The organism is Luteitalea pratensis (assembly GCF_001618865.1).
Classification (GTDB): Bacteria; Acidobacteriota; Vicinamibacteria; order Vicinamibacterales; family Vicinamibacteraceae; genus Luteitalea; species Luteitalea pratensis.
This window is the reverse complement of record NZ_CP015136.1, coordinates 2096862-2121289: the sequence shown is the minus strand read 5'-3', so window position 1 is coordinate 2121289 and position 24428 is coordinate 2096862. Positions and strand designations below refer to the sequence as shown.

16 protein-coding genes and 4 pseudogenes are annotated in these 24428 nt (G+C 65.1%); 7 read left to right on the top strand and 13 right to left on the bottom strand.

The genetic code is table 11. The annotated features are described in order from the left end of the window. Positions 1-57 precede the first annotated feature (57 nt). Positions 58-507, top strand: a complete 450-nt coding sequence (locus LuPra_RS08715) for a hypothetical protein (RefSeq protein WP_110170384.1) — start codon at positions 58-60, stop codon at positions 505-507. Here the strand turns inward: LuPra_RS08715 and LuPra_RS08710 are convergent. The 5 genes and pseudogenes from LuPra_RS08710 to LuPra_RS08690 form a co-directional block, all read right to left on the bottom strand. Beyond that, positions 477-2273, bottom strand: coding sequence for a recombinase family protein (locus LuPra_RS08710; RefSeq protein WP_234800796.1), 1797 nt, complete (start codon positions 2271-2273; stop codon positions 477-479). The genes LuPra_RS08715 and LuPra_RS08710 overlap by 31 nt on opposite strands. Before the next feature lie 571 nt (positions 2274-2844). Continuing rightward, the gene (locus LuPra_RS08705) at positions 2845-3396 is read right to left on the bottom strand and encodes an SGNH/GDSL hydrolase family protein (RefSeq protein WP_234800795.1); all 552 of its coding nucleotides are present in this window, start codon (positions 3394-3396) and stop codon (positions 2845-2847) included. Between the two features lie 312 nt (positions 3397-3708). Then, a pseudogene (locus LuPra_RS34345) lies at positions 3709-5144 on the bottom strand (amidohydrolase). Between the two features lie 351 nt (positions 5145-5495). Continuing rightward, positions 5496-6572 (bottom strand): alpha/beta fold hydrolase, encoded by a 1077-nt coding sequence (locus tag LuPra_RS08695; RefSeq protein WP_234800794.1) that lies wholly within the window; start codon positions 6570-6572, stop codon positions 5496-5498. 22 nt (positions 6573-6594) lie between these two features. Further along, positions 6595-8193: a hypothetical protein gene (locus tag LuPra_RS08690; RefSeq protein ID WP_234800793.1), complete on the bottom strand. Its 1599-nt coding sequence runs from the start codon at positions 8191-8193 to the stop codon at positions 6595-6597. 1176 nt (positions 8194-9369) lie between these two features. Between LuPra_RS08690 and cnbZ the strand changes: the two genes are divergently transcribed. Further along, complete coding sequence (cnbZ, locus tag LuPra_RS08685) at positions 9370-10182, top strand: 2-amino-5-chloromuconate deaminase CnbZ (RefSeq protein WP_110170381.1); 813 nt, start codon at positions 9370-9372, stop codon at positions 10180-10182. Positions 10183-10790: 608 nt separating this feature from the next. On the opposite strand, the gene LuPra_RS08680 is transcribed toward cnbZ, so the two are convergent. Both LuPra_RS08680 and LuPra_RS08675 read right to left on the bottom strand, forming a co-directional pair. After that, positions 10791-11222 carry a DUF6841 family protein gene (locus LuPra_RS08680; protein ID WP_110170380.1) on the bottom strand — a complete coding sequence of 144 codons (432 nt, stop codon included), beginning with the start codon at positions 11220-11222 and terminating at the stop codon, positions 10791-10793. Between the two features lie 145 nt (positions 11223-11367). Beyond that, a complete protein-coding gene (locus tag LuPra_RS08675; protein WP_110170379.1) occupies positions 11368-14043 on the bottom strand; it encodes a protein kinase domain-containing protein in 2676 nt (891 codons plus the stop codon). Between the two features lie 695 nt (positions 14044-14738). On the opposite strand from LuPra_RS08675, the pseudogene LuPra_RS08670 reads away from it, so the two are divergent. Next, positions 14739-15103: pseudogene (locus tag LuPra_RS08670) on the top strand (integrase core domain-containing protein); the annotation flags it as partial. A 26-nt stretch (positions 15104-15129) separates the two neighbouring features. Here the strand turns inward: LuPra_RS08670 and LuPra_RS08665 are convergent. Beyond that, positions 15130-15273: a DUF3309 domain-containing protein gene (locus LuPra_RS08665; protein ID WP_110170377.1), complete on the bottom strand. Its 144-nt coding sequence runs from the start codon at positions 15271-15273 to the stop codon at positions 15130-15132. A 1153-nt stretch (positions 15274-16426) separates the two neighbouring features. Between LuPra_RS08665 and LuPra_RS08660 the strand changes: the two genes are divergently transcribed. Beyond that, positions 16427-16930 carry a DinB family protein gene (locus tag LuPra_RS08660; RefSeq protein WP_110174594.1) on the top strand — a complete coding sequence of 168 codons (504 nt, stop codon included), beginning with the start codon at positions 16427-16429 and terminating at the stop codon, positions 16928-16930. 110 nt (positions 16931-17040) lie between these two features. Here LuPra_RS08660 and LuPra_RS08655 read toward each other — a convergent pair whose 3' ends face one another. From LuPra_RS08655 to LuPra_RS34340, 3 genes and pseudogenes are all read right to left on the bottom strand, one after another. Then, the gene (locus LuPra_RS08655; protein WP_257724523.1) at positions 17041-17304 is read right to left on the bottom strand and encodes a TerC family protein; all 264 of its coding nucleotides are present in this window, start codon (positions 17302-17304) and stop codon (positions 17041-17043) included. A gap of 357 nt (positions 17305-17661) precedes the next feature. Next, on the bottom strand, positions 17662-18312 hold the full coding sequence (locus LuPra_RS08650) for a BBE domain-containing protein (RefSeq protein ID WP_110170375.1): 651 nt from the start codon (positions 18310-18312) through the stop codon (positions 17662-17664). 206 nt (positions 18313-18518) lie between these two features. After that, a pseudogene (locus tag LuPra_RS34340) lies at positions 18519-18857 on the bottom strand (FAD-binding oxidoreductase); the annotation flags it as partial. A 447-nt stretch (positions 18858-19304) separates the two neighbouring features. Between LuPra_RS34340 and LuPra_RS08640 the strand changes: the two are divergent. The 3 genes and pseudogenes from LuPra_RS08640 to LuPra_RS08630 all read left to right on the top strand — a co-directional run bounded on the left by LuPra_RS08640 (position 19305) and on the right by LuPra_RS08630 (position 22495). After that, a complete protein-coding gene (locus tag LuPra_RS08640) occupies positions 19305-21467 on the top strand; it encodes a PQQ-dependent dehydrogenase, methanol/ethanol family (protein ID WP_110170373.1) in 2163 nt (720 codons plus the stop codon). Between the two features lie 407 nt (positions 21468-21874). Then, the gene (locus LuPra_RS08635; RefSeq protein ID WP_110170372.1) at positions 21875-22168 is read left to right on the top strand and encodes a nucleotidyltransferase family protein; all 294 of its coding nucleotides are present in this window, start codon (positions 21875-21877) and stop codon (positions 22166-22168) included. A 22-nt stretch (positions 22169-22190) separates the two neighbouring features. Next, a pseudogene (locus LuPra_RS08630) lies at positions 22191-22495 on the top strand (HepT-like ribonuclease domain-containing protein). Between the two features lie 465 nt (positions 22496-22960). Here the strand turns inward: LuPra_RS08630 and LuPra_RS08625 are convergent. Both LuPra_RS08625 and LuPra_RS08620 read right to left on the bottom strand, forming a co-directional pair. After that, positions 22961-23731, bottom strand: coding sequence for an IS110 family RNA-guided transposase (locus LuPra_RS08625; RefSeq protein ID WP_110170371.1), 771 nt, complete (start codon positions 23729-23731; stop codon positions 22961-22963). Next, positions 23707-24045, bottom strand: coding sequence for a hypothetical protein (locus LuPra_RS08620; protein ID WP_157898906.1), 339 nt, complete (start codon positions 24043-24045; stop codon positions 23707-23709). The genes LuPra_RS08625 and LuPra_RS08620 overlap by 25 nt, the downstream gene beginning before the upstream one ends. Positions 24046-24428: the final 383 nt, after the last annotated feature.

The following is a 24428-nucleotide window of genomic DNA, read 5'->3' as shown; positions in this document are numbered from 1 at the left end:
ACCGCTCGTGGTTGCTATACCCGGATCTAGGGTGCGCTGGCCAACCTCGGTCACGATGTGAGCCGAGGCACCATCGCCACCATTCTGAAGCGTGCCGAAATTGAGCCCGCCCCCGAGCGAACGCGGCGGACCACTTGGCTGGCGTTCCTGCGACGGCATCGGGAGGTCCTCGCCGCCGCGGATTTCTTCTCGGTCGAAGTCTGGACCGCCGGTGGGCTGACGCGCTTCGCCGTCTTGTTCGTCATCGACCTCGCGACGCGTCAGGTGGACATCGCCGGCATCCACCGCGAGCCGGATAGCGCGTGGGTGGTGCAGTGTGGTCGCCAGCTAACGGATCCAGATGACGGATGGTTGCGCGGGAGGCGGTTCCTCCTCCATGACCGCGACCCGCGGTTCGCCGAGGCCTTTGCTGACACGTTGGCGGCGGCGGGTGTCGAAACCGTCCGCCTCCCGCCCCGTTCGCCCAATCTCAAGGACTACGTTTCATACTGCACCTCATTGGGCTGATCGGAGAGGACGAGGCCAGACCTGCGGTCAGATAGACGTCGACCCTGCATTTTGACGGGGGCGTTTGGGCCTGGCGCCTCGTACAGCCATTCGCCTTTATCATTGCAGACGGAGCGCGCCAGCAAGCCGTGCTGGCCCCAGACCTTCACGGTGGCACCGGACACCTGCAAGCGTCGAGCGATCTCGTCGCGGGTCAGCATCCCTCGCGCACGAAGGCGCTCACATCGGGAGCGGAGTCCGTGGCTGTGGCGGAGGTGTTTCACGATGCCACGCTGAAACGGCTGGCCCGTGCCTGACAGGTAGCCGCGGGCGTTCAGGATTGTCGCAATGTCCTTGTCCGCGTAACGATCGAGGAAGTGGTCGATCAAAGCGACGATCTCCGTGCTGGTCTCCCGGAGCTGCCAGGCATTGAGCGCGCTCGCCAGCGTGAGCGTGGTCGTGGCGCCCCCACGAAAGCGGACGTGCGCGGTCAAACCGTCGCCGGCTTTGATCAGCGTGACGTCATCCATGAGCAGGCGGACCATGCGTTTCCGTTCGCGATCGGGCGTGTGCGGATCGTGCCAGAGCCGCGGGAAGTCCGTTGCGAGGGCGAGGATGCGCGCGCGGGCCTCGGCGTCGACGGCCACGCGATCCGCCTGCCGTTGCCGTTCATAGATCTCTTGTGCCTCGGTGACCTGCTGCAGCGCGCGGTACCAGTGCGCTTCCAATTCGTCGGCGACGAGCCGATTCGCGGGATCGACCTGCAGGTACCGGCGGCGGGCGAGGTCCGCCTCGTAGCGCGCGCGTTCGACGGCGCGGCGATGCAGCCGGTCGGTCTCGTCGAGCCGTGTCTGGAGTTCCTGCTGGACCGTCAGGGTGATCTCCAAGGTCAGCGGCGTGACGGTTTCGAGCAGCACGCGTCCGATCGCGTGATCCAGCCCGCGGCCCGGGATGCTTTGACAGATCGGTTCGGCCTGCGCGATCCCTCGACGCTGACAGACGTAGGTGGGCCAAGCGGTCGCCTGCCGGCGATGATAGCGCACGGTCATCCGATCCCCACAGATGCCGCACACGGCAAGGCCTTGGAGAAGCGCGGGGCCCTCGCGGGGGGGACTCCGACGTCGATCGGCCCCATTCGCCTGCGCGTTCTCATGCAGCCGGCGCTGATTCTCTTCGAAGTCCTCCCACGTAATGTAGCCGACAGGCGCATTCGGAATGAGTGCCGTCCACTCCTCGCGCGGCAGCCGCTCGGACACGAGCCGCGCGTCGGCGGTGTGCCGTTGCCGGCTGCGCCCGAAGAAGAACGCGCCCGCATAGCGGGGATTGTGCAGGACCCACAGCACGCGCGAGTGCTCCAACCGGCCCCACAGCGTCTCGCCCTGGTGCGGCCCGTAGCGCGCACGCCGGGGAAAGGGGATCTGCTCCGTGCGAAACGCTTTCACGGTCGCCGTCGCCGAGCCCGTCCGTCGAAACGTCTGGAAGAACGCGCGGAGGGTGTCCTGGACCTGCCGATCCGGATCGAGACCCACACGCCCGGCGGCGTCGTACACGAAGCCCACCGGCAGCGGGACTTCGAGCTCGCCGCGACGGGCCTTGTTGACGATGCCGCGGCGCAGCCGCGCTCGCAGCACATGCAACTCGGCTTCGCTCATCGTCCCTTTCAGCCCGAGCAACAACCGATCATTGAAATGCGCCGGATCGTAGAGGCCGTCCTCATCCACAATCAGGGTCTCCGTTAAGGCGCAGATTTCGAACAGCCGATGCCAGTCCATCGAGTTGCGCGCCAAGCGGGAGACTTCTGAGCCGGGGGTCGCAGGTTCGAGCCCTGCCGGGCGCACCACTCTAAGTACCTGCAGTAAAACGCTTTACGAGAACAGGACCAAGCTGCTCTCGGCAAGCGCCTTCCGTTAGGAGACCACTGGAGGCAACTTGAGGCCACCTCCCGTTGTCAGTCGTTTGTCAGTTTGTGCCGGTGGTCCATCCAAGCCAGGCCCAGAAATGCAGCGCCGACTAACACGCTATTGCTGGTTATTGCATTCTCTCGATGCATTCTCGGGGTCTGCGACCCCCGGCTCTTTGGGCAAGTGGATCCACGCTCACTCCGCTGGCGACAGCCACCGCGTTGTCCGTCGATTGTCAGTCGTGAGTATTCACTTACAGGTGGAGGCGCGCGGACGCTCTGAATTGTCAGCGAGCGAACCGGGAGCCACAGGTCATGTCCGGTCCTCCCAGGCCCGCCAATCCGAGCGAGCCAGCACCGATTCGCCTTTGCGAAGGTGTCCACGCAGGCGGATCAATCGCACTGCTCATTCCTTCGTCGCCTCCGGCATTTCTTCTGAGCAACCCTTTCTGCTCCGGCTAATGAGGCGAATCCAGCGCTGCGCGGACACTGGCGGCGACGCGTGCTGCCAAGACTTCGTAACCGGCGTCTGTGTAGTGCACGTTCGCTGGCCTCTGGATTTCGTGTAACCGCGGCAGCGCGACCGCATACAGGTCGTCAATCGTTATGCCGTTCTGCGCCATGACACGGTTGGCGGCAAGGTTGTATGCGATGACGTCGCGGTTCCTGCGAGGCGGAGTGACCTCCGCATCGGGGACCGGCGTCGTGCTCGCCCAAATCAGCGTGGCGCCGGTTCGCTTGAGGCGTTCGACAAGTTCCGCCAGGTTCTTCTCATACTTCTCGATCGAGACTTGATGCTTGCCATCGTCCATGACTTTCACATCGTGCAAGCCCCAGTTGAAATGGATCACGTGCCATTTGCCAACGCCGAGCCATTGATCCACATTCTCAAGACCGTTGATGGTCGGACCGCCGTTTACCGGAATGCGATGCACATTCGCCTTGCCCTGAAGCAACGCGCGGGTAGTCAGCGTGTAGCCGATCGAGATGGAATCACCAATCAGCAACACTCTCGGTAACGCTGGATCGTCCTCGATTTCGGAGAATGCGGGGTGGGTGTCTGTTGGCGCAGCTGGGCTCTGCTGAGGGGAGCCGACGCGTCCCGCGTGGACGAACGATATTCCACACACCATCAGAAGGGATGCGGATGCAAGGATCCTGCGGCTATCCATATGCTTCCTCTCGAACTGCAACAACGAGTCCGATTCACTCACGCATCGACAACGGCACCAGCGGGCGCCACGAACGTGGTGCCAACTACGAGTCCCGATCACCCCTACAGCGTGCCGGCCTGCGCCAACTCCACGAAGCGGTGGATCGGGTCACTTGCGGTAGTCCAACGCCGGCTTCCGGTCCGCGAGCCGGGTGGTGTACTTGAACCCGGACCCACGGCGCTTCACGAACTCCGCGCGCGCCTGCTCGACATGCGCGGGCTCGGTGAAGAGATCGATCGCCGTGAGCGCCATGCTCTTCGCCGCGACGATCATGCCCTTGAGGCCGATCGACGTACCACCCGCCGCCACGGCCTGGTAACTGTGCGCGGGGGTGCCAGGAACCCACGTCGCCGACGTGAGTTGTACAGTCGGCGTGTTCCAGCTCACGTCACCCAGATCCGTGGACGCGCCGCCGATGCCCGGCTCCGGCGTGAACACGCTGTTCGAGCTGTCGATCGGCGGCAGGTTGCCCTCGAGCGACTTGCGCAGCACCTCGGCGAATTGGCGCTCGGCCCGGGTGTACTCGTAGCCTCCCACGGTCTTCAGGTTCTTCTGCATCAGGGTCGCAAGATGGCTGTTCGGCAGCACGTTCCACACCGCGCCGGTCAACTCCAGTTCCATCGTCGTCCCCGTGCCGAGCGCCGCACCGCGCGCGGCGTTGGTGATGCGGTCCCAGATGCCGTCCACCACGCGCATGTCGTTGTGGCGCGCGTAGTAGTAGGACTCGGCGAAATCCGGCACGACGTTCGGCGCCTTGCCGCCGTTGGTGATCACGTAGTGGATGCGCGCGTCCGCTGGCACGTGCTCGCGCATGAGGTTGACCATGGCGTTCATCGCCTCGACCGCATCGAGGGCCGAGCGGCCGCGATCCGGCGCGGCGGATGCGTGCGCCGAGACGCCGCGAAAGCGGAACTTGCCGGTGATGTTCGCCAGGCTGCTCGATGCACTCGCCGCATTGCGATCGCCCGGATGCATCGTGACGACCGTATCCACATCGTCGAAGAGGCCGGCCCGCAGCATGTACACCTTGCCCGCACCGCTTCCTCGGCAGGTGTGCCGTAGAAGCGCAGCGTGCCGGCGTGCTTGTTGGCCACCAGCCATTCCTTCACGGCAATCGCCGCCGCCGTTGATGCCGTGCCGAACAGGTGGTGACCGCAGCCATGTCCCGGGCCTTCGGCTTCGATCGGGTGCCGCTCGGGCTCCCCCGCCTGCGACAGCCCGGGCAGCGCGTCGAACTCGCCGACGATGCCGATCACCGGCGTGCCGCTGCCCCATTCGGCGGTGAACGCCGTCGGAATCTCGGCCACCCCGACCTTCATCCTGAAGCCGGCGCTCCGCAACTGTTCCTGGAGCAGCGCGCTGCTCTTCTGCTCCTGGTAGCCGAGCTCGGCAAACGTCCAGATCTGCAAGGCGACGTCTCCGTAGCTGCCCGCGTTTGCATCGATCGAGGCGAGCACGGCCTTCGTATCGAAACGCGCCTGCGCCTGCACGGGTGACCGCACCGCGAGCGACAGCGCGATGGCGACGGCGATTAGGTATCTCATGACGCTCCTCGCGAGGGCTGAGCCGACGACGGTCAGTGCATAGATCTCGGCTGCGCACCGCCCACACCGCGTACGACAGGCGGCGGCGGTTGTAAACGATAGGACGTTTTTAGGGCCGTCGCGCGGTAAGCATAACGCTGGGTTGGTCCCTGCTTCGCCGGACTACCCGCAGGCCATCAATCACACGTGCGCGCAGCTCCCCGCGCTCCATCACCCTCTGCGGCACAATCGAGACCGACGTGGGTCTTTCCCCTCGCGACCCTCGCCTCAGCGTCGGATCCACAGCCGATGCGCCGGCGCAGGTGCTGCCCGTCCGCCCCAGCCCAGCGAGTTCGGTGCCGCGCACCGCAACTATCTCTCGGGCTTGTGTTGATTCTGCGCGATGAACTCGCGAATCGCTTCCACAAACTCTGGACGCCCCGCCGCCCCACTCGCACCACCGTGAGCTGCGCCGCTGATGACGACCACTTTGACGGACGGCACAACTTCCTTGAACGCATTTACCGACGCGAGAAAGGTATCGGCGCTGCCAACGATCGCGAGCGTCGGCACGCGGATAGCGGCGAGTTCAGCGTCTGTGACCGCTACGGCGTGACGCCCGCGCACGTCGGCAGCGAACGCCGCTGGATCGTTGCCGCGTTTGATCCTGTCTTCTGACAGGCGCTGGATAGTGTCCTCGGACGGTTTGGGTTGATCGGTAGGCCATGTCCGCAAGATCGCGGAGCGAAATGGCAGGCCCTTCTCGAACTCCAAAGCTTCCGCCTCTGCAGCGCGGTCGTCCTCAGCGGTCCAGTTCCTCCGCCCTGCGCTGCCGCCCAACGTTGCTGTGATGAAGCGATCTGGATCCGTAGTGAGGAGCTTGGCGACGATGTTCGCACCCATCGAATAGCCGACCATGTGGGCTCGCTCGATCTTCAGATGGTCCAGGAGGCGGACAACGTCACGGGCGACCTCAGCACCGTAGGCTTTCGCATCTGTAGGCTTGTCGCTCTTTCCCCGGCCGCGAAGATCAAGGGCAACGACTCGGTAGTCCTTGGCGAGGTTCGAGAACACCCCGGTATTGATCCAGCCTGTCTCGACGTTGCTGGAAAAGCCATGGACGAGAACTACTGGATCACCGGATCCCTGTTCGACATAGCGGACTCTGACGCCATTGGAGTCAAAGAAGCTGTCTTGTGCTGACAACAGAGTTGGCATCAGGACGCCCGTGAGTGCTAGAGCCCACTTGGCAACGCAGCGCATGTCTTTCACCTCCGCCCGTTCACGCTCCCGAATAGGATCACGGTCGCAACGCAGGCGTCGACTTCTCCGGCCTCCACCACTTATCCATGGATGCCACAAGTGTCCATGGCGTTCCATGGGTGTCCAGCCATCCACGCCGAAGCCCTGCGGCTCGAAGCTCGTCGCCATTTTCGCCAGGGTGTCCACGAGCCTTGATCGCCCCGCGGACTCACTTCGGGTGACTCGCAACCTTGTTCAATGGTTGCCGACGCGCTGGAGCCCACGCCACAGTGCCCTCTTCAAATGGCGTATCGGTCAACTGCCGGACATCGGACCCATCGGCCCGCACGACGTAGATGTCGCCGTACGGCTGGGCATTGCCAGGATGAAGTGCCTTTTCGTCCTTGAAGCCACCGCGCGCGCTCGAGAAGGCGAGCCAGGCGCCGTCGGGCGACCAGGCGGAATGTGCGTCGTTACCACGCGCGTTGGTCAGCCGACGCACGTCGGTCCCATCTGGCTTGACGGTATAGAGGTCGTATTCGTCATCAAGAAAGCGTGTAAACGCGATCCGATCCCCCTTCGGCGACCAGGACGGAAAATTATCCTGGCTCGAACCGGGTGTGAGCGCACGTACTGCCCCAGTCGCAAGCGTCATCACAAAGAGCCCTCGATTGTCTTTGCCAGACGCGCGATACACGATCTGCCCACCATCGGGAGACCAGCTCGGAAAGCCAAGGTTGGCGGAGCCGTCTGAGAGAATCTTGAGCCCCGTGCCATCGCGATTCACGATCGCGATATCAGCCATGGCGGGACCAAGCACCGTCTGAAAAAACCGTCCAAGCGCAAACGCGACGCGATCTCCGGCAGGCGACCAGACCGGCCCCAGAGCCGTCTTGTCCCCGGCGTCGAAGAAGATGGATGGCTGCGATCCATCGGCGTTCATGCGTAAAATGTTCTTGGAGACGACCGCGCCAGGCCCATCATTCGACAACAGTTGACGGCCCGCAGGGTCATAGGCCGGAAACACGCCCGTGCGCACCAGACGAAACAGCGGGTCCTTGCTATGCCAGCGCTGGAACGGCGGCCATACCTGCTCGACGTCGCGGTGAAACACCATGTGCAACCGATCTGACGTCCAACTTGGCGCTCTAATCTCGCCGCGCGCCCCAGCCTTCCCGCCGATGTGCTCCAGGCCGCCCTCAGGGCCACCGCTGGCGTAGCTGATGCCAGTCGCGGTCAAAAACCGCGGCGACCATTTTTCGCCAGGGCCGGCGGTCAACACCTGGCGTTCGCTGGTCCCAAGAGCAATTGTGGCAATCTGGGTCGTGCCTCGCACCCGTCGACTGACGGAGGTGATCTTAGCCAGATCGTCCAAGCCGGCTTCGTAGAACACCAGCTGCTTCCCATCGGGCGACCATGTCGGACTGCCGACGACCCCCTCCTGCTGCGTGAGGCGCCGTAATCCGGTTCCGTCAGCGCGCATCAGATAGATCTCCGTCATCTGCTGCACAACAAACCCGCCAGAAACTCTCGGTCTTCGCGAATCCCGATCCGACGTGAACGCGAGCCATTGTCCATCCGGTGACCACGCCGGCCGAAAGTCCCCTCCTGGGTTGTTGGTGAGATTACGCAGGTTCCTCGTCGCCATGTCCAAGAGCCACACATCAGCCTGTCCGCTGCGTGAGGAGACAAACGCCAAGGTTTGCCCATCGGGCGACAACGTCGCCTGGTCGTCGTAGGCCGCGTCGTCAACGAGACGCGTCAGCTCTGAGCCATCTGGACGGGCCCGGAAGATGTCGTACGACCCATCGCGCTCTGAAGTGAACACGATCCACGTGCCGTCGCGTGAGAACGAGGCGTTGCCGTCGAACCCAGCGTGAGGTGCAAACGGCAGTGCGTTCCTCCGTCCGCATCTGCGACGAACACCTCGGCATTGATCGGGCTGAAGCTTGCAAAGGCGATCTCGTAGGTCGGCGCGACAGGCGGAGCCACTGATGGCGACGTGGGTGCGGGCCGCTGCGTGGACGCAGCCGGCTGCTCCTGTCCGGAAGGCGCGGCCGGCATGACGCACAGCGTCGCGACAAGAAGCACGCAAGGCATTCTCATGATGAGCGTAACCCTCGCCTGTGTACACGCGGAGAGCAGCCAACGACGTCCGATCGATGCTGGTTGCCGCGAGACTATGTTGGGATTAAAACCCTACATTACGCCCGCCGAGCAGGGTCCGCAAGAGGCTCCTCACGCGAGGCTCGCGGTTTCCAGTTCGGGGGCGATGAAGCGCATCCGGGCCCAGACCGTTCACTCGCTCCTCGAAAACCGGTAGACCTCAGGCTCCCTTCAAACGAATCGAGGCCCACCGATTTTCCCGTCTCGGAGTAGCCGAGGGGGTGAGGGATTGATTCCGTTTTTGCAAGCTGAACGGCTAGTCGATGAGATCGGCGTTCTTCGGGCCGCGACCCACATCATTGGACTGGATGACGCCGTCGTAGGACGTCCCCCCGCCATGCACCAACGCTTCCCCGGCACTCCAGCCTTTTCCACCGCACAACGCACGAGCACAAGGCTGCCTGCGCCATTGAAGGGCGAGAGCGTCACCGACGTCAGTTTCCTGTAACGTTCGGTCCGAAGAAGTCAGGTGGGCGCGATTTTGCTGGAGTTGGAGCGCCGGAGCGAGCGACTTACGCGGCGATTGTTCCCGCACGTGATGAAGTGATCCCTAGCCGTGTGTCAACGCCGTCCAAATCCTGAGAGATCCTCGGCTTGAAAACCTGACAGATCGACGAAGCGACTAGCCGTGGGGACGTCGCCAAGTCCATCATGACGATGCGAAGCCGTTCGTCTGGACGAACTCAGCGATGAGATCCTGCGAGCATCGCTGGATTCGCCCAGCGGACCGCAGATGCGCGGGCCGCGCAACAAATGTCACGAACCATGGTTACGGGACACTAGGAACACTATGAAGTTATCACGTCGAGAGTGGTTGATCGGGTCTGGGGCATTTGCCATGAGTGCTCCGGCATTTGCCCCCGCGCCGGCCCTTGCTGTCCTGGCCCAGGGCGATAAATTGATTCCTAATACGCGCGGCGGCTACAGGTTCTTGCCCGGGGTACCGTTCCTTAGCCTCGCGGCGCTCCCCTCCGACGGTTTTGAAATAGTGCGAGCCACCTTGCGCCGCCCTCGCCCGCTCTCTGAAGGGTTGACCGCTATCGAGAAATACCTGCCGGAGGTGGGACGGCCCCTGCACGCCTTGTGCGGGCTAGAACTCCGATCTGGGCACCAGACCACTCGCGCCGAGTTCGCCGCGTTCAACAGCGCTTACATTGAGCGTATGCGCATGGCCGGGCTCCTAGTCGGCGACAGCGTGCCCATGACACGCACCAACGTGGCGATGGCGGGCATGGGCGAGCATCAGATCTACGCCTTCTCCTACACCGTGCCGCTGTCACGTAGCGAGCCGAAGCCGTCACCGACGTTCGTGGTGGCCGCGGTGGCCGAGGTGCGCAACCTCGCCTCCCGGCCAGAGGTCGTGGCCGCTGGAGATACGTCCCTCGAAGGGCTGCGCCAGAAAACGGCCTTCGTGTTAGAGGAGCTCGAGGGCCGGCTGCGACTCCTCGGGCTCAGATTGGGAGATGTGACGGGCACAGCGCTTTATACCGTGTACGACATTCACCCCCTCATGGCGAGCTTGATACTGCCGAAGCTGAGCGAGGCGGCGCGGATTGGTGTGCAGTGGTATCACGCGCAGCCGCCGGTGGTCGGGAGCGAAATAGAGGTAGACGTTCGAGCGACACGAATGGAACTCACGATCAATATTTAACGCGGGCGCGACCTAGCAATGCGATGGACCGGACGCGCAAATCAGCGGGTCTTTCATCTTCCACGTTTCGTGCGCGCCGGTTATCGCAGGCGTTTTAGCCGACACAAAGTCGTCCTATACCCCGTCGCTCCGGTAATTGCGATAACCGAGAGCGCGCCGGGGCGGGTCAAGGGCGCACAGCGGCGAAGCGGACCCTTGACGCGCCCAAGCGCTCCCGCACAATCAACCGCCGGAGTGACGGGTCAGCTCACTCTCGAGTCAGCTTCCTCACCAACCGCGCGACCTCCGGAACGTTCAAGAATTCGGGTCTGGCCACGCTCACCGCTTGATAGTCTTTCCAATCGAAGTGCCCCGGTGGCGTTCAACGAGGGATGCGGTCAGGCTGGTCGGAACCATGGAGTGCGGCAACGCCTCGACCAGGGCGTAGCGATCGTCCTCTGCCCCGCAGGAACTGCAACTCGAGCACCGATCTGGTCAGTTCCTCGATGTACAACGGATTGCCGTCGCTGTGAGCGACTCGGGGAGAGCCTGATGGTGACTGGCGCTCGCCAAGGACCCGATGCCACGCACGGACATTGCGACGAAGCAATGAGTCAAGAGAAGTCCATTCACGTACCGGGTGGGTCTGTGCTCACCACTTCGGTCCGTTCGACCTCATTGGGCTCATGGACGATCAGCACAGCGATCCTCCAGCGATTGTCTGGGCCTTGCAGCACATACGTCACTCCCACCCGCTCCAACTCCTGTCCGTCGACCTTGTACCGCACCGCAACGCCAGTAACCAGGTTCGTGCTTGCGCTCAGCGGCTCAGCACGCCGGACGATCAGTTCACTCCGGCCGAATCCCCGGGCGCGAAGCGAGTCGATGGCCGTCGCCATGACCGGCGTCAAGATGTCGTGGGTCGGCGCAGCAAGCACGCCGTGCGGTCCGATGAGCAGTGTCGGTTCGTGAAAGAAGGGCAGAGTGGCGTGTGGGTCGAGGGAATTGAATGCCGCGTAATAGTCCAACAGCGCCTGGATCACGGCTCGCTGATTGTTCATGGCACCCCTCCGCAGCTACCTGCGGCAGGACGGTCCGCAGCTGTGCACCAAGCCCGTGCCGCACGCTGGTTGATTCTTCGCGGTGTGCTCCCGAATGCCTGACTTCGCGGGACGCTAGCCCGGCGAATCGCGAATCAACTACGCGTCAATCTTTCAGTCCCGCCGCCCAATTTCGCACGACGTGGATTGGAGGGGCGGACGTATCGAGCGTCATGTTGACGAGGAAGCGCGTGCCATCCGGGCTCGGGATGTAGCTGTTTCTCACGTTGTACACGTTCGCGCGCATGTCGAAGAGGAATCGCGGCGCGCTGTAGTCGAACCTCGGCCCCAGAGTGATGTCTACGGCATAGAATTTTCTGTCGTCGCTCACGAAGAACAGCTCTTTGCCATCCTGGCGCCACAGCGGCTGACGACCGCCGTTGTTCGAGATCGGCCATCTCTCGCCCGTTACCGGAAAGGGCACTACGTACACTTCGCGGCGTCCGGTTTCGCTGGACACGTACGCTACGAATTTACCGTCGGGCGAGAACTGCGGCTCGACATCCGGAAACGGCGACTGAACGATCGGTTGCGGCTTCCTGTCGCCCGTCATTGGGAGCACGAAGACGTCCGCGACGGTCATCCCCTCGTTTGGAGTGCCGAAATAAAGCAGCCACTTGCCGTCAGGAGAGATCTGCGTCGGTCCGCTCAGGGCACCCTTGAGGAGCACCGTCGCTTCGCTCGTACCGCTGGCACTCTTGGCGAAAAACGCTGCGACACCGTTGTCCGACGCGCCCCGATAAATGATGGTTTTGCCGTCAGGCGACCACACCGGTGACAATTTCGACCCTGGACCGGTCGTGACCGGCGAGACGATGTTGCGGCCGAGATCGCGGATCCGGAGATTGCCGTCCCTGAGGTCGGTGTACAGGAGGCGTGTTCCGTCCGGTGACAGCGTCGGTTGCAGGTAGGCGCCGGGCTCACCGACGGTTTCGAGCATGCGACCGTTCCGATCGAACCACGCGAATTGCGTCGCGCGCGTGATTGCCGGCTGGTATACCAAGACGCCGTTATTCGAGAGGGAAAAGGCCGCCGTCCCTGCAGCCTCCAGCCAAGCGATCCCCTCGGCCACACGCCGCGTCTCACCACTGACTTCCAGGCGGGCCGCGTCGAAGCGCTGCCGCAGCAGCACGCCTCCCTGTGTGAACAGCAGAAAACCCGAGGGGTCGTAGGCCGCGTTGCTCCCGCCGGCCAGGAGTCTCTTGGGTGCTATCCCCGGCACGATCGAGGCGACGTACACGCCGGGGCCGCCGCTCGCGGTCCGTGCCCAGTAGAGGAACGTGCGGCCGTCGGGCAGGAAGGAGGGCCAGAGGGTCTCGCTAGTGACACCTTGTTCGGTGTGCGTCGCCAGCGGCACGGGGGCGCCGCCCTCGGCTGACACCCGATACAGGCGGGGCGAACTGCCGCTGGCGAAGATGATGTCGCCCCCGGATCCCCAGGTTGCACCTCGCAGAATATCGGCCACGACATCGCAGATGGTGTAGAGCGAGCCACCGACCGCCTCCAGGCGTTTCAGCTTCTTTCCCACGAAGAAACCGATTGACCGCGCGTCAGGCGCCCAGAAAGGTTGGGAGGCTCCGTCACTCCCGGCCAAAGAAATTGCGTCGAAGGAATCGAAGGCTCGCACCCAGAGCATCGCCTTGCCGCGTTCATCCACGGCGACGAAGACGACGCGCGTGCCGTCGGGAGACACGGTTGCGCTGCCCGCGCTGTGCAGGTACGCAAGCGAGTTAACGGCAGAGCCGAAAACCGTATTGGGCGGGGCATTCACCTCAAATCGGGTAACCTCCTTGGCCGGCATGGGTCTCGTGACGACGTACGTGGCAAGGCCGGCCAGCGACACGAGCGACAGGACGGCGAGCACCCACCCTGTGCGAGACGGAACGGTCGGTACGTCCGAGGGGCCGGTCGCGGCGGCCACCTCGACGGTCGGCTCTTCGAACTCGAGTCGCACGTCGGCGATGTCGCGGATTCGTTGTCGGGGGTCCTTCTGCAGGCACCGTCGCAGCGCTCGCCGAATGGAGTGCGGCGTCTGCGCAGGCAGCGCACTCCAGTCTGGATCGCTTCTCAGCACGCTGGCGAGCGTGTCCGATCCGTCACTCCCGCCGAACGCGCGCTTGCCGGCGAGCATTTCGTACAGCACACAGCCGAATGCCCAGATATCGCTCCGCCTGTCGGCCTCTTTCCCGCGCGCCTGTTCGGGGCTCATGTACGCGGCCGTGCCGAGAACCGCCCCGAGTTGGGTGAGTGCCAGGCTGGTGATCGTCGGCGACGCTGCGGCTTCGGACGTGCCCGCGTCGATCGCGAGCGTCTTGGCGAGGCCGAAGTCCAGCACCTTCACAGTGCCATCCGGGCGGATCTTGATATTCGCGGGCTTCAGATCGCGATGAATGATCGCGCGGTCGTGGGCGGCTTCGAGGGCGTCGGCGATCTGCCTCGCGATAGGCAGCGCCTCCTCCAAGGGGATGCGCCCTCCAGCAATCCGCTCGGCAAGCGTTACCCCATCGACCAGTTCGAGGACAAGCGCGTGCGTGCCGTCCGATTCTTCGAATCCGTAAACAGCTCCGATGTTTCCGTGGCTGAGCGACGCCAGAAGCCGCGCTTCCCGCCTAAAGCGGAGGAGACGCTCGGAATCGGCGGCGACCATCGGGGGAAGAATCTTGAGTGCGACCTCGCGATCCAGCGTGGGATCACGCGCGCGGTAGACCTCCCCCATCCCGCCCGTGCCGACGAGTTCTCGGATCTCGTAGATGCCGAGGCGAGTGCCGGCCAGAAGAGCCATGCGGATTGCGGAGAGTATAGGTCAAGGGCGAGCCCGTTCCCCGGCGCGGAGCAACTCCACCAGACCTGGTTCGATGTCACGCCGCGCCACGCTCGTGCGATGGCCTCGAGGGCCCACGCCAATTGCATCGGGGCTCCGGCCGCGGCCTCCACCCGAAGGACGTGCTCGGGCTGCTGCCGCGATGGACCTCGCTGCGGTCGTGCCTTTGAGCAACCGGCTCGCGGCTGAGCTCGACTGACAATTGACGGACAATCTGTTGCTTCCTCCTGCGGCTTTCTGCCGCCTGCAGTGGGGATCGGCTTCGCACCGGCAAGGCAGCAGCGGGCTCCTGCGGCCTCGGGTGGCCTCGCCCCCGAAATCTTCTAAGCCGGGAGCAGGTTCGAGCCCTGCCGGGCGTACCACTCTAACTATTTAACACACAACGACTTACATAGACTGACCCGACAATGCGCTCGGCGCTCGCTTTCCTGGCGGAGGCAACCGAAGGCCGCTGGAGGCCACCTCGCGTTGTCAGTCGTTTGTCAGTCGAGGCCGGCGGTCCTTCTCGGCCAATCCACGAAATGTAGCGCCGACTATCCACGCAATTGCTGGTTGTTGCATTCTCGCGATGCATTCCGGGGTCTGCGACCCCCGGCTCTTTGGGCAAGTGGATCGGAGCCCGCTCGGCTGACGCGGCCCACGCGTTGTCAGTCAATTGTCAGTCGTCAGGATTTGCTTACCCCTCCATGCGGTACACCGAGCGTCTCGCCGATGCGGGCATCGCGCCGTCGGTGGGAGCCAAGGCGATGCCTACGCCAATGCCCTCCCCGAGTCGGTCACTGGTCTCTTCAAGACGGAGGTGATTCGACGGAAGGGGCCGTGGCGTTCACTCGAGGCCGTGGAGTTTGTCACCCGCGCGTGGATGGAGTGGTTCAACGCGCGGCGTCTGCTCGCCGCGGTCGGGAGATCCCGCGCCGAGTTCGAGGCACAGTACTATGCCCAGGCTGCGGTGGCCTCATTCAACAAACTCGGTCGTCCGACCATCCCGGTGCGCTTCAGTTGCGCCTGCCGCACCCGATGAGCGGCTTGTGAACGCAATAGTCGGCGTTACAGACGTCCGGTCAGCAGCATCACGATCAGAATCAGGAGAACCAACCCACCTAGCCCAATGCCCACCCGTGGCCCTCCTGCATAGAACCCGCCCCCGCCCAACAACAGCAGCACGATGATGAGAATCAGTAGGGTGCTCATGATGCGCAGACTACTGCCTCACGGTCACCTTCGGCAAGCCCTGCGCACAACGTCGCCAGGCGCGCGGCGGCGAGCCACGTTGCAGTTAGGTGTCGCTCAGTGACGACGAGGTCCGCTTCAGCGTGGAGGACGATGGCCGCGGCTTCGAGGCTGCGGCGGCAGCGGCCAACGGCCCCGGGACTGGTCAGCATGCGCGAGCGCGCCGCCCCGATCGGTGGCCAACTCGAGCTCCGTTTCAGAGCTCGCTGCAAGTGCGTTCTACGCGCAGCCTGCTCGGACGTTTGATGAATTGGGGCGCGAGCGCCTGCCAAGAGCACGTGGTCGAAGATGCTGACTCGACTTCACGGTCCAAACCGGGTGACGTCAAAAACGCCGGCCGCAGCGGTCGTCCGCGGGAGCGCGAGTCCGCGCGATCGTCGTCGACGCCTCCGCCCTCGTGCAATTTCTGCTGCAAACGCCGCTTGGAACCAGACTCGAGGCGCGTCTTTTCAGGAACCAGGATGACTTCCGTTGCGCTCGCGAAGGCGGGCGGTCACCGGGCACGCATCGAACTGATTGCACGACGAGTGCCGTTAGGCGCGCACACTTTGTCGAGGTCGTCGCGCGCGGTTCATATGATGCCTCCGAGCAAGCGCGGCCTTACCTCCGAGTCGCCCGAATGAGATCATGACCTGCCTGATTTCTTCGACCGAGCGTTACTGGGAAGCGACGCTCAATCGAGGGGCCGGAACATTCAGCCCGCCGCCAGATGGCCGAGGGGCTGCTGCGAACGCCCGGCGAAGGACGCTTCGAGGTCTGCTCCGCCGGAACGTCACCGAGCATCGTTCGGCCCGAAGCCATCGCAGTGGTGAAGGAACGCGGCATCGACATCAGCAGTGGGCTTCGCGCGGGCGCTCCCGCTCGCGTGGGGAATCGTACGGGCGCAACTCTACGGCATCGCCCCCGGCGATCCCGAATGCTGCTGTTCGGCGCAGCCCCCCTCCTCGCCACGGTGCTCGCCGCGTCTCTGGTTCCGGCGCCGCGCCCCTCGAGGGTGGCGCCCGTCGAGCACTGCGCGAGGAGTAACCACCGAGCGACGCATTCTTTCACCGCAACCAAGGAGATGGGCGCCGCTCAAAGCGCCGGCAGCACCGATTGGACATACGCTTGGGCGATGACCCAGCCAGACGCACCTGTCGCCGACCTGTTCGCCAGAACCGCACTTGCCTCGTGGAAACAGAATCTCGATCGCCTCGACGGAGTCTTTGCCGCCGCGAGCGATGACCAGCTGCAGCAGGAAGTGGCACCAGGGAAGAACCGCCTCTTCTACCTGCTTGGACATCTCGTCGCCGTGCACGACCGCATGCTGCCGCTGCTCCGGCTGGGTGCGCGCCTGCATCCCGAACTCGACGAAGCGTTCCTGACCAAGGCGGACCGGACGGCGCCCGACACCATCACCCCGGCCTCGCTGCGCGCCGCCTGGACCGAGGTGAACTCCGCACTCACCAGCGCGATGGAGTCGCTGCCCGCAGCCGCGTGGCTCGAGAGACACGACGCCATTTCGGCCGAGGACTTCGACAGGGAGCCGCTGCGCAATCGTCTGTCGGTGCTGCTGTCGCGCGGCGGCCACGTGCAGTTCCACACGGGGCAGATTCGTCTGATCATCAAGCAGGGCTGACACTGGGACATTGCCTGGTGGGCCGGCCCCCATCGTCCTGGGTAGCATCCTCGTGACATTCTCGTAGTGGCCATCCGCACGGGATGAACCCGAACGGACGATGGACGACGTCAGCGTAACGCGGCCAACCAGGGCCTGACACCGCTCGATCCTTCGAAGATCATCCTGGCCGCGACGAAGGCGATCAGCAGCAGTCCCGCGTAGTTGAGCGAGGGCCAGCGGTGCAGCAGGCTGCTGATCGCGTTGGCGGCAACTGCCATCATCGCGATGGACAGAAGCAGGCCAAAGGCCATGACGTAGGCATGATCCGGTCCCGCCCCGCCCGCGACGGCAAGTACGTTGTCGAGCGACATGGATACATCGGCAACGGTGATCTGGGCCTGCGGCGGTGATCGGGCTCACCGATGTAAGGCCGCAGCGGGCTGCTGTGGCCTTGGGTGGCCTCACCCCCGAAAACTTCTGATATGGAAGGCGGTCGTAGGTTCGAGCCCTGCCGGGCGTACCAGTTACGTCGTTCAGCCACAACCACTTACATACACAGGCCTGAAAGGCGTGCCGCAGTCGCTTTCCGTGTGGAGGCAACTAGAGGCCGCTGCAGGCCATCTCCCGTTGTCAGTCAATTGTCAGTCGCGGCCGGTGGTCTTCTCGGCCAGGCCCTGAAAGCTCGTCGGCTTGACCAGCCCGACCAGCACACGGCCTGCGGCGCGGCCCCGCGAGACGAGCAACGCTGGTCAACTGCGGGCTGCAGGCAGGATGTTCTGGTTGGACCGGAACAGATTCGTCGGGTCGTACGTCCCCTTGACCCGAGCGAGCCGAGGATAGTTGACCCCGTAGACATCGCGTATGCGCTCGGCGGTGCTGGGCGCCAGATAGTTCACGTAGGCGCGGCGTGCCCACGGACGCAGCGCAGCGCCGTGCTCGGCGACCCATCGCTCCGCACGCTTGCGATCCGCGGGCCGCTTCCACTCGGCCGACAGAAGACTGCTCAGCCCCGTACCACGCAGCGGGTACGCCGTGTCGGTCATCGCGACGCGTGACGCCACACCGTTGGACAGGCCCATCAGCATTGCACCAACGCCGCGCCCGGCGACCGCTGCACGCGCCAGCACGTCCACGACGCCATCAGTCATGCCCTCGAGAAACGCGCCGTCGACAGCCAGGGATGTGGTCGTCCACACCTCGCCTTCGGGGTTTGGCGTGGAACTGGCCATCCGCGGATCCACCGGCCGGAACGCAGTCTTCCACTTCGCGAGATAGGCGGCGGCTGCTGCCGGATCGCCGTAGTAGCCGCAGGTGGCGGATGCGCCGGTCTCCTCGTGCACCCTGAAGCCGGCCCGGACCTCGTCGGGCGTCTCGCGCACGAGCTCGCCAAACGTCCGCATGGCCCCGGCAATTTCGTTCCAACCGAAGTGAAGGTAGCGGAATGGAAGGTGCGCACCGGGTGCAGCCCGAAATCCAGTCGCGTGACGATGCCGAAGTTGCCGCCGCCGCCACGGATCGCCCAGAACAGATCTTCGTTCTGGCCCGACCCGAGTTCCAGCACCTCGCCATCGGCAGTCACGAGCTGCGCGCCGACGATGTTGTCGCTCGCTGTCCCGAAGAGGCCGCGCCCGGCGGTATCGCCGCCGGCGAGCGCCAGACCAGCCACGCCGACCGACCCGCAGCTGCCCATCGGCGTGACGAGCCCGAACGCGAGCGTCGCGGTGAGCAACTCGCGAATCGTCGTTCCGCCGCCAACGGAGGCGATTCGGCGGTGCGCATCGACGCTGACGGCGTTGAACGCGCCGAGATCAATCTGCAGCGCGCCATCGGCGACGCCGAATCCGGCGTAGCTGTGACCGCCGCCGCGGATGGCGATCGGGATGTCATGTCGCCGCGCGACCTCTACGCAGCGCCGCACGTCGTCGAGGTCTGCGCACCGCGCCATGGCGACTGGGCGACGGTCGTAGGCGAGGTTCCAGACCTTCCTCGCCTCGTTGAAGAGGGGCGCCCCGGGCTGCAGGAAACGCCCGCGGATGTTTCGGGCGAGATCGGCGAGATCGGCATCGGGCCCAGCCGCCAGGGAGACACGCGGAGCGCCGGCGGGTGCGCAGGCAGCCAGCGTCACGGCACCGGCAGAGGCGAAGCCGGCGCGAACGAAGTCGCGTCGGGTCCAGGTCGGAAGTGCCCTGCGGTGGATGGCCATCGTCGCTTGTGGAATTCGGGGCCATCTCGCCTCGTTCCGGTCGTGCCGTACGTCGCGTGCCGGGCCCGTGGCGAGGGGGGCGTGCTATCGTCCGTCCACCTCATCCATCACGGCTGGCGACGGTAGCACATGTCGGGCCTGCCATGTCGCGCTGCAGCCGCGAGGGTCGTCTGCAACTGGAGACACGCCATGTCTGCCCGGTCTGCCCTCGTCCCGATCATCCTCACGCTCGTCGTTGCAGGCACTGGCTGCACGGTGTCCTCCACGGCCGTTCTCGACGACGACACCGCGCGTGTCGCGGCCGACGCCGAACCAGGTAATTGGCTATCGCACGGCCGCACGTATGGGGAGCAGCGTTTCAGTCCACTGACGCGCATCTCGACGGAGACCGTCGCCGGCCTCGGCCTGGCCTGGTCCTACGACCTCGGCATGAATCGCGGCGCGGAAGCGACGCCCATCGTCCGCGACGGTGTGATGTACGTCACGTCTGCGTGGAGCATCGTCCACGCCATCAGCGCGAAGACGGGGGCGAAGCGCTGGGTGTACGACCCGAAGGTCAGTCGCGAGGTCGGCCCGAAAGCGTGCTGTGACGTCGTCAATCGCGGCGTCGCCGTCCACGGCGGCAAGGTGTTCGTCGGCGTCATCGATGGTCGTCTCGTCGCGCTCGATGCGGCGACGGGCGTTGTGGCGTGGGAGACGGTGACGGTCGATCAGTCGCAGCCCTACACGATCACCGGCGCGCCGCGCGTCGCCAACGGGCTCGTGTACATCGGCAACGGCGGCGCCGAGTACGGCGTGCGCGGCTACGTGTCGGCCTACGACGCGCAAACGGGTGCGTTGCGCTGGCGCTTCTACACGGTGCCCGGCAATCCCGCGACGGGCCCCGACGGTGCCGCCTCGGACTCGGTGCTCGAACGGATGCGGGCCACGTGGACCGGCGAATGGTGGCAGAACGGCGGCGGCGGCACGGTGTGGGACGCCATCGTGTACGACCCGGAGTTCGATCAACTGCTCGTCGGCGTGGGCAACGGATCGCCCTGGAACCAGCAGATTCGATCGCCCGGCGGCGGCGACAACCTGTTCCTCGCGTCGATCGTCGCGCTCGACGCGAAGACCGGCGCCTACAAGTGGCACTACCAGACCACGCCGGGCGAGACCTGGGACTACACCGCGACGCAGCCGATCATGCTGGCCGACCTCACCATCGGCGGCACGCCACGCAAGGTGGCGATGCAAGCGCCGAAGAACGGGTTCTTCTACGTCATCAATCGCGCCAACGGCCAGCTGATCTCGGCCGACCCGTACCTCGACATGAAGGCGGCGAAGGACACGCCCCGCGGCGCTCCCGTGGCGTGGGCGTACGCCGTGGACACGAAGACGGGCCGCCCGATCGAGAACCCGGAGGCGCGCTTCAAGGCGGGGACCACGCTGATCCATCCGAACCCCGATGGCGGGCACAACTGGCACCCGATGTCGTACAGCCCGCAGACCGGGCTGGTCTACATCCCGATTCAGGACGGCGCGATCGACTTCGCCCACGACCCCGCATACACGCGGCTCGAGGGCTTCCAGAACCTCGGGGTCCTCATTGGTACGCTGCCCGACGACCCGCAGGTGCGGAAGGCCATCCGCAACGGCTACCGCGGCGCGCTGCTCGCCTGGGATCCGATTGCGCGCAAGGCCGCCTGGCGTGCCGAGCGGCGCGGGGCCTATAACGGCGGCACGCTGGCGGTCGCCGGCGGCGTCGTGTTCCAGGGCACGATCGACGGGCACTTCCTCGCCATGGACGCGAAGACCGGCAAGGAACTCTGGTCGTTCGACAACCAGGCCGCGACGCTTGCCGGACCGGTGAGCTACGAGCTGGACGGGGAGCAGTACATCTCGGTGCCGGCAGGCTACGGCGGCGTGTTCTTCCTGATCAACGGTTTGTTCCTGCCCCGGGAGGGGTCGCCGGCCAACGCGCGCGTCTACACCTTCAAGCTGGGAGGGTCGGCCCCCAGACCGGTCATCCAGTTCGCGCGCATCCCGACCCCGAAGCCGCCGGTGCTGCCCGTGACCGCCGACCAGTACCGCCGCGGCGGCTTCCTCTACGACACCTTCTGCCTGAATTGCCACGGCATTGCCGCGATCACCGGGGGCGTCCTGCCCGATCTGCGCAAGTCGGGTCGACTGCAGGACGCGGTACTGTGGAAGGCCGCCGTCGTCGACGAGGAATTGGCCTCACGCGGCATGCCGCGCTTCAGCCGGCATATCTCGGCGGCAGATGCGGAACTGATTCGCGCCTATGTCGCGGGACAGGCCGGCCTCCTGTTCAACCAGGAGCAGGAGCGGACCCCGCCGGCCACGCAGTGAGGCCGCCACGGCTCCTGACGTAATTGCGCGCTCAGTCCGTCCACGAGCAGCGGGGCCTGTGAGCACGATGTCGCGCCGTCGAGCCAAAGGCGCCTCAACCGCTAAACAGCGTCAGGCCACGCGCAGCGGTGCCACACTCAGTTCGGGCACCGTCCAGTCAATGTGGTGGATCCGGCCTTCTACGTCGGCGCCGTGCACCTCCTGGCCATTAGCATGACCACCGACACGCGCTCCTCGGGTCGCACGATGTACGCTGCCGTCAGGGACGCGACACCTCGCGACCAGGCACTGCATCCCGTGCCGAGGGCTCCACGGGCGGGCTCGATGCGCCGGTGAGGAGTTGCCCCCAAGCGCCCCGAGCCACACTCTGCCGCTTCAAGGTCCCTATACTGCCTGCGAGTGCTCCTATGCCCCTGGATGCCGTCATCAACGCGGTGCACCACCTCGAGGATCGCCTCCGAACCGACTTCGGAGTCGCCGCACTGTATGTATTCGGTTCCGTGGCTGGCGGCGAGGCCAGCGCCGACAGCGACATCGATGTGCTCGTCGAGTTCGACGGCATGCCGACGTTCGCACGGTTCATGGATCTCAAGGCGCTGCTGGAAGACACCCTGGGCGCACACGTCGACCTGGTGACCCGTGCGGCGCTTCGCTCGCAGCTAAAGCCACGCATCGAAGCCGAAGCCCGCCGTGTCGCGTGACGCCACCCTGTAGATCGACGACATGCTCGAGGCGTGCCGTCGTGTGATGCAGTACACTGAGGGGCTCAGCAGGACGCAGTTGGTGTCGGGCACGATGGCGCACGATGCCGTCTTGCGAAACCTCGAAGTGCTCGGCGAAGCCGCGAAGAACGTTCGACGGCCATGCGCCAGATGGACGACACGATCGCGTGGCGCCGCATCGCAGGGTTGCGCGACCTCCTGGCCCACGCGTACTTCGGCATCGACGACGACATCGTGTGGAGCGTGGTGGTCGAGGAAGTACCGGCGCTGCTGCCGCGATTGGCCTCGCTGCGCGTTCGGCTGTGAACAACGGCGTCGCGGCTGAGCTCGACTGACAATCGAGTGACAATCCGAGGCTGCCACCAGCGGCATCGAGTTGCCTACAGCGGTGATCGAGCTCAGCGAGCTGAGGCTGCAGCGGGCTGCTGTGGCCTCCAGTGGCCTCGCCCCCGAAAACTTCTGATATGGAAGGACCGTTCGTCAACCAGTAGTTAAGAGGGGCTGTGGGAATCTGGGCGCGCGCGAGGCGCGCGTCCAAGGCCGCACATGCGGCCGTCATTGCCACAGCCTCTTCGTGTCTTGGGCCCTGGCCCCGGTCAGCGGATCGGCCGAGCGACGTCGACGATGAATCACTCTGATATGCGCGGGTTGGCTACCGCATGACCATGATTCGTCGGGAGCTGCCTCGCTCTAAGGGCGCGAGTTCGAGACCGAAGTCGTCTATCGCATAGAAGTTCCGAGAATTCTCCTTTGGATCGTCGGCCGATCCGCTCACTGGGTCAGGGCTGCCCACACAAACCCGGTCAACTCACGTGCCACCGCGGTCACCACCTGCGGCGTCGGCTTCCCTCGTGCGGTCAAACGTCGATACGTGCGGTGCAGCCGCTGCTGCGCGGCCCACGCGTGCGGGATGGCCGTGCTCGGCGCACCCGCTTGCCGGGCGCGGAGCGACCTGCCCACGCGTGCGGGATGCCGATAGTGCCACGCCGCTTCGATCAGGACCCGGCGCAGATGGGCATTGCCCGTCTTGGTGATGCCGCCTTGGGCGCGTTTGCTGCCGCTCGAGTGCTCCGACGGCACGAGCCCCACGAAGGCCATCGTCTGTGGCGCGGACGCGAAGCGGCGGGCGTCGCCCAATTCCGCCGCAATCGTCAGCGCCGTCAGATCGTCCATGCCGCGGAAGCACCGCAGCCGCTGGACGCGGGCCTGCAGCGGCGCCACCTGCAGCAGCGGCCGCAGATCGGTCTCCACGGCGCGCAGGCGCCCGACGGTCTCGTCGACCGCGCGCAGATAGGACTCGTGGGTGCGCTGCAGCGCAACCTGGTCCCAGGGCTGGGCGCGGAGCCAGGCGTCATGGCGCAGGGTCCACGCGCGCCCGCCGGTGAAGCGCCGCCCATGGCGCAGGAGGAACTTGGAGAGCCGATGCCGCGCCCGCAACAGATCGATGCGGATGTCCTTCCGGCAGCGCAACAGATCCCGCACGGCCTCCTCGATCTCGGTCGGAATGTGGATGGCCGTCAGGGCATCGGCGCGATAGAGCACCGCGAGCTGGCCGGCGTCGCGGCGGTCGGTTTGACCCGATCGCCGGGCCGACGCGGGATCAGCGCGGGCGCGATGAGATCACAGGGAATCCCGTGAGCGGCCAGCTCCCGCTGCAGCGCGAATCCGCACGGGGCCGCCTCGTAGCAACACCGCACGGGGTGCTGGCGCTGCAATCGCTGCAGGAACCGCAGGATCGTTTGCGGATCCGAGGTCAGCGTGTGCAGCACGGGCGTCCGGTGGCGCGGCAACAACACCGCGGCCACCGTCGTGGCGGCGTGCTGATCAAAGGCGATGATGGCGATAGACTGCATCACGACCGACCTCCTTTGTATGCGGCTCTGCTCTGAGCTGTCGCAAGCCGAGAGTAACCCGCGACAGATGCAAAGCCGAGGTCGGTCCTTCCATATGGTCTAGACAGCCGCGCAGTCATCAAGAAGGCGCTCGAATGCGGCGCACGAGGTTACGTGCTGAAGAGCGATGCCGGTAACGAACTCGCCACCGCCGTTCGTACCGCCGTCGACGGACACCTCTATCTTTCTACGGCTGCTCGGCCGGCGCCCCGGAAAAGGGAAGCCCCCGCCAAGTCTGGAGTCCTGATGTTGCCGATTGGCGTTCGCCTCGCTACCTTCCTCGCGCCCGGTGGTCAATCCGAGCGCCCTCGCCGCACTGGTCGGCTCGTTGTCCACCCGCCCGTCAT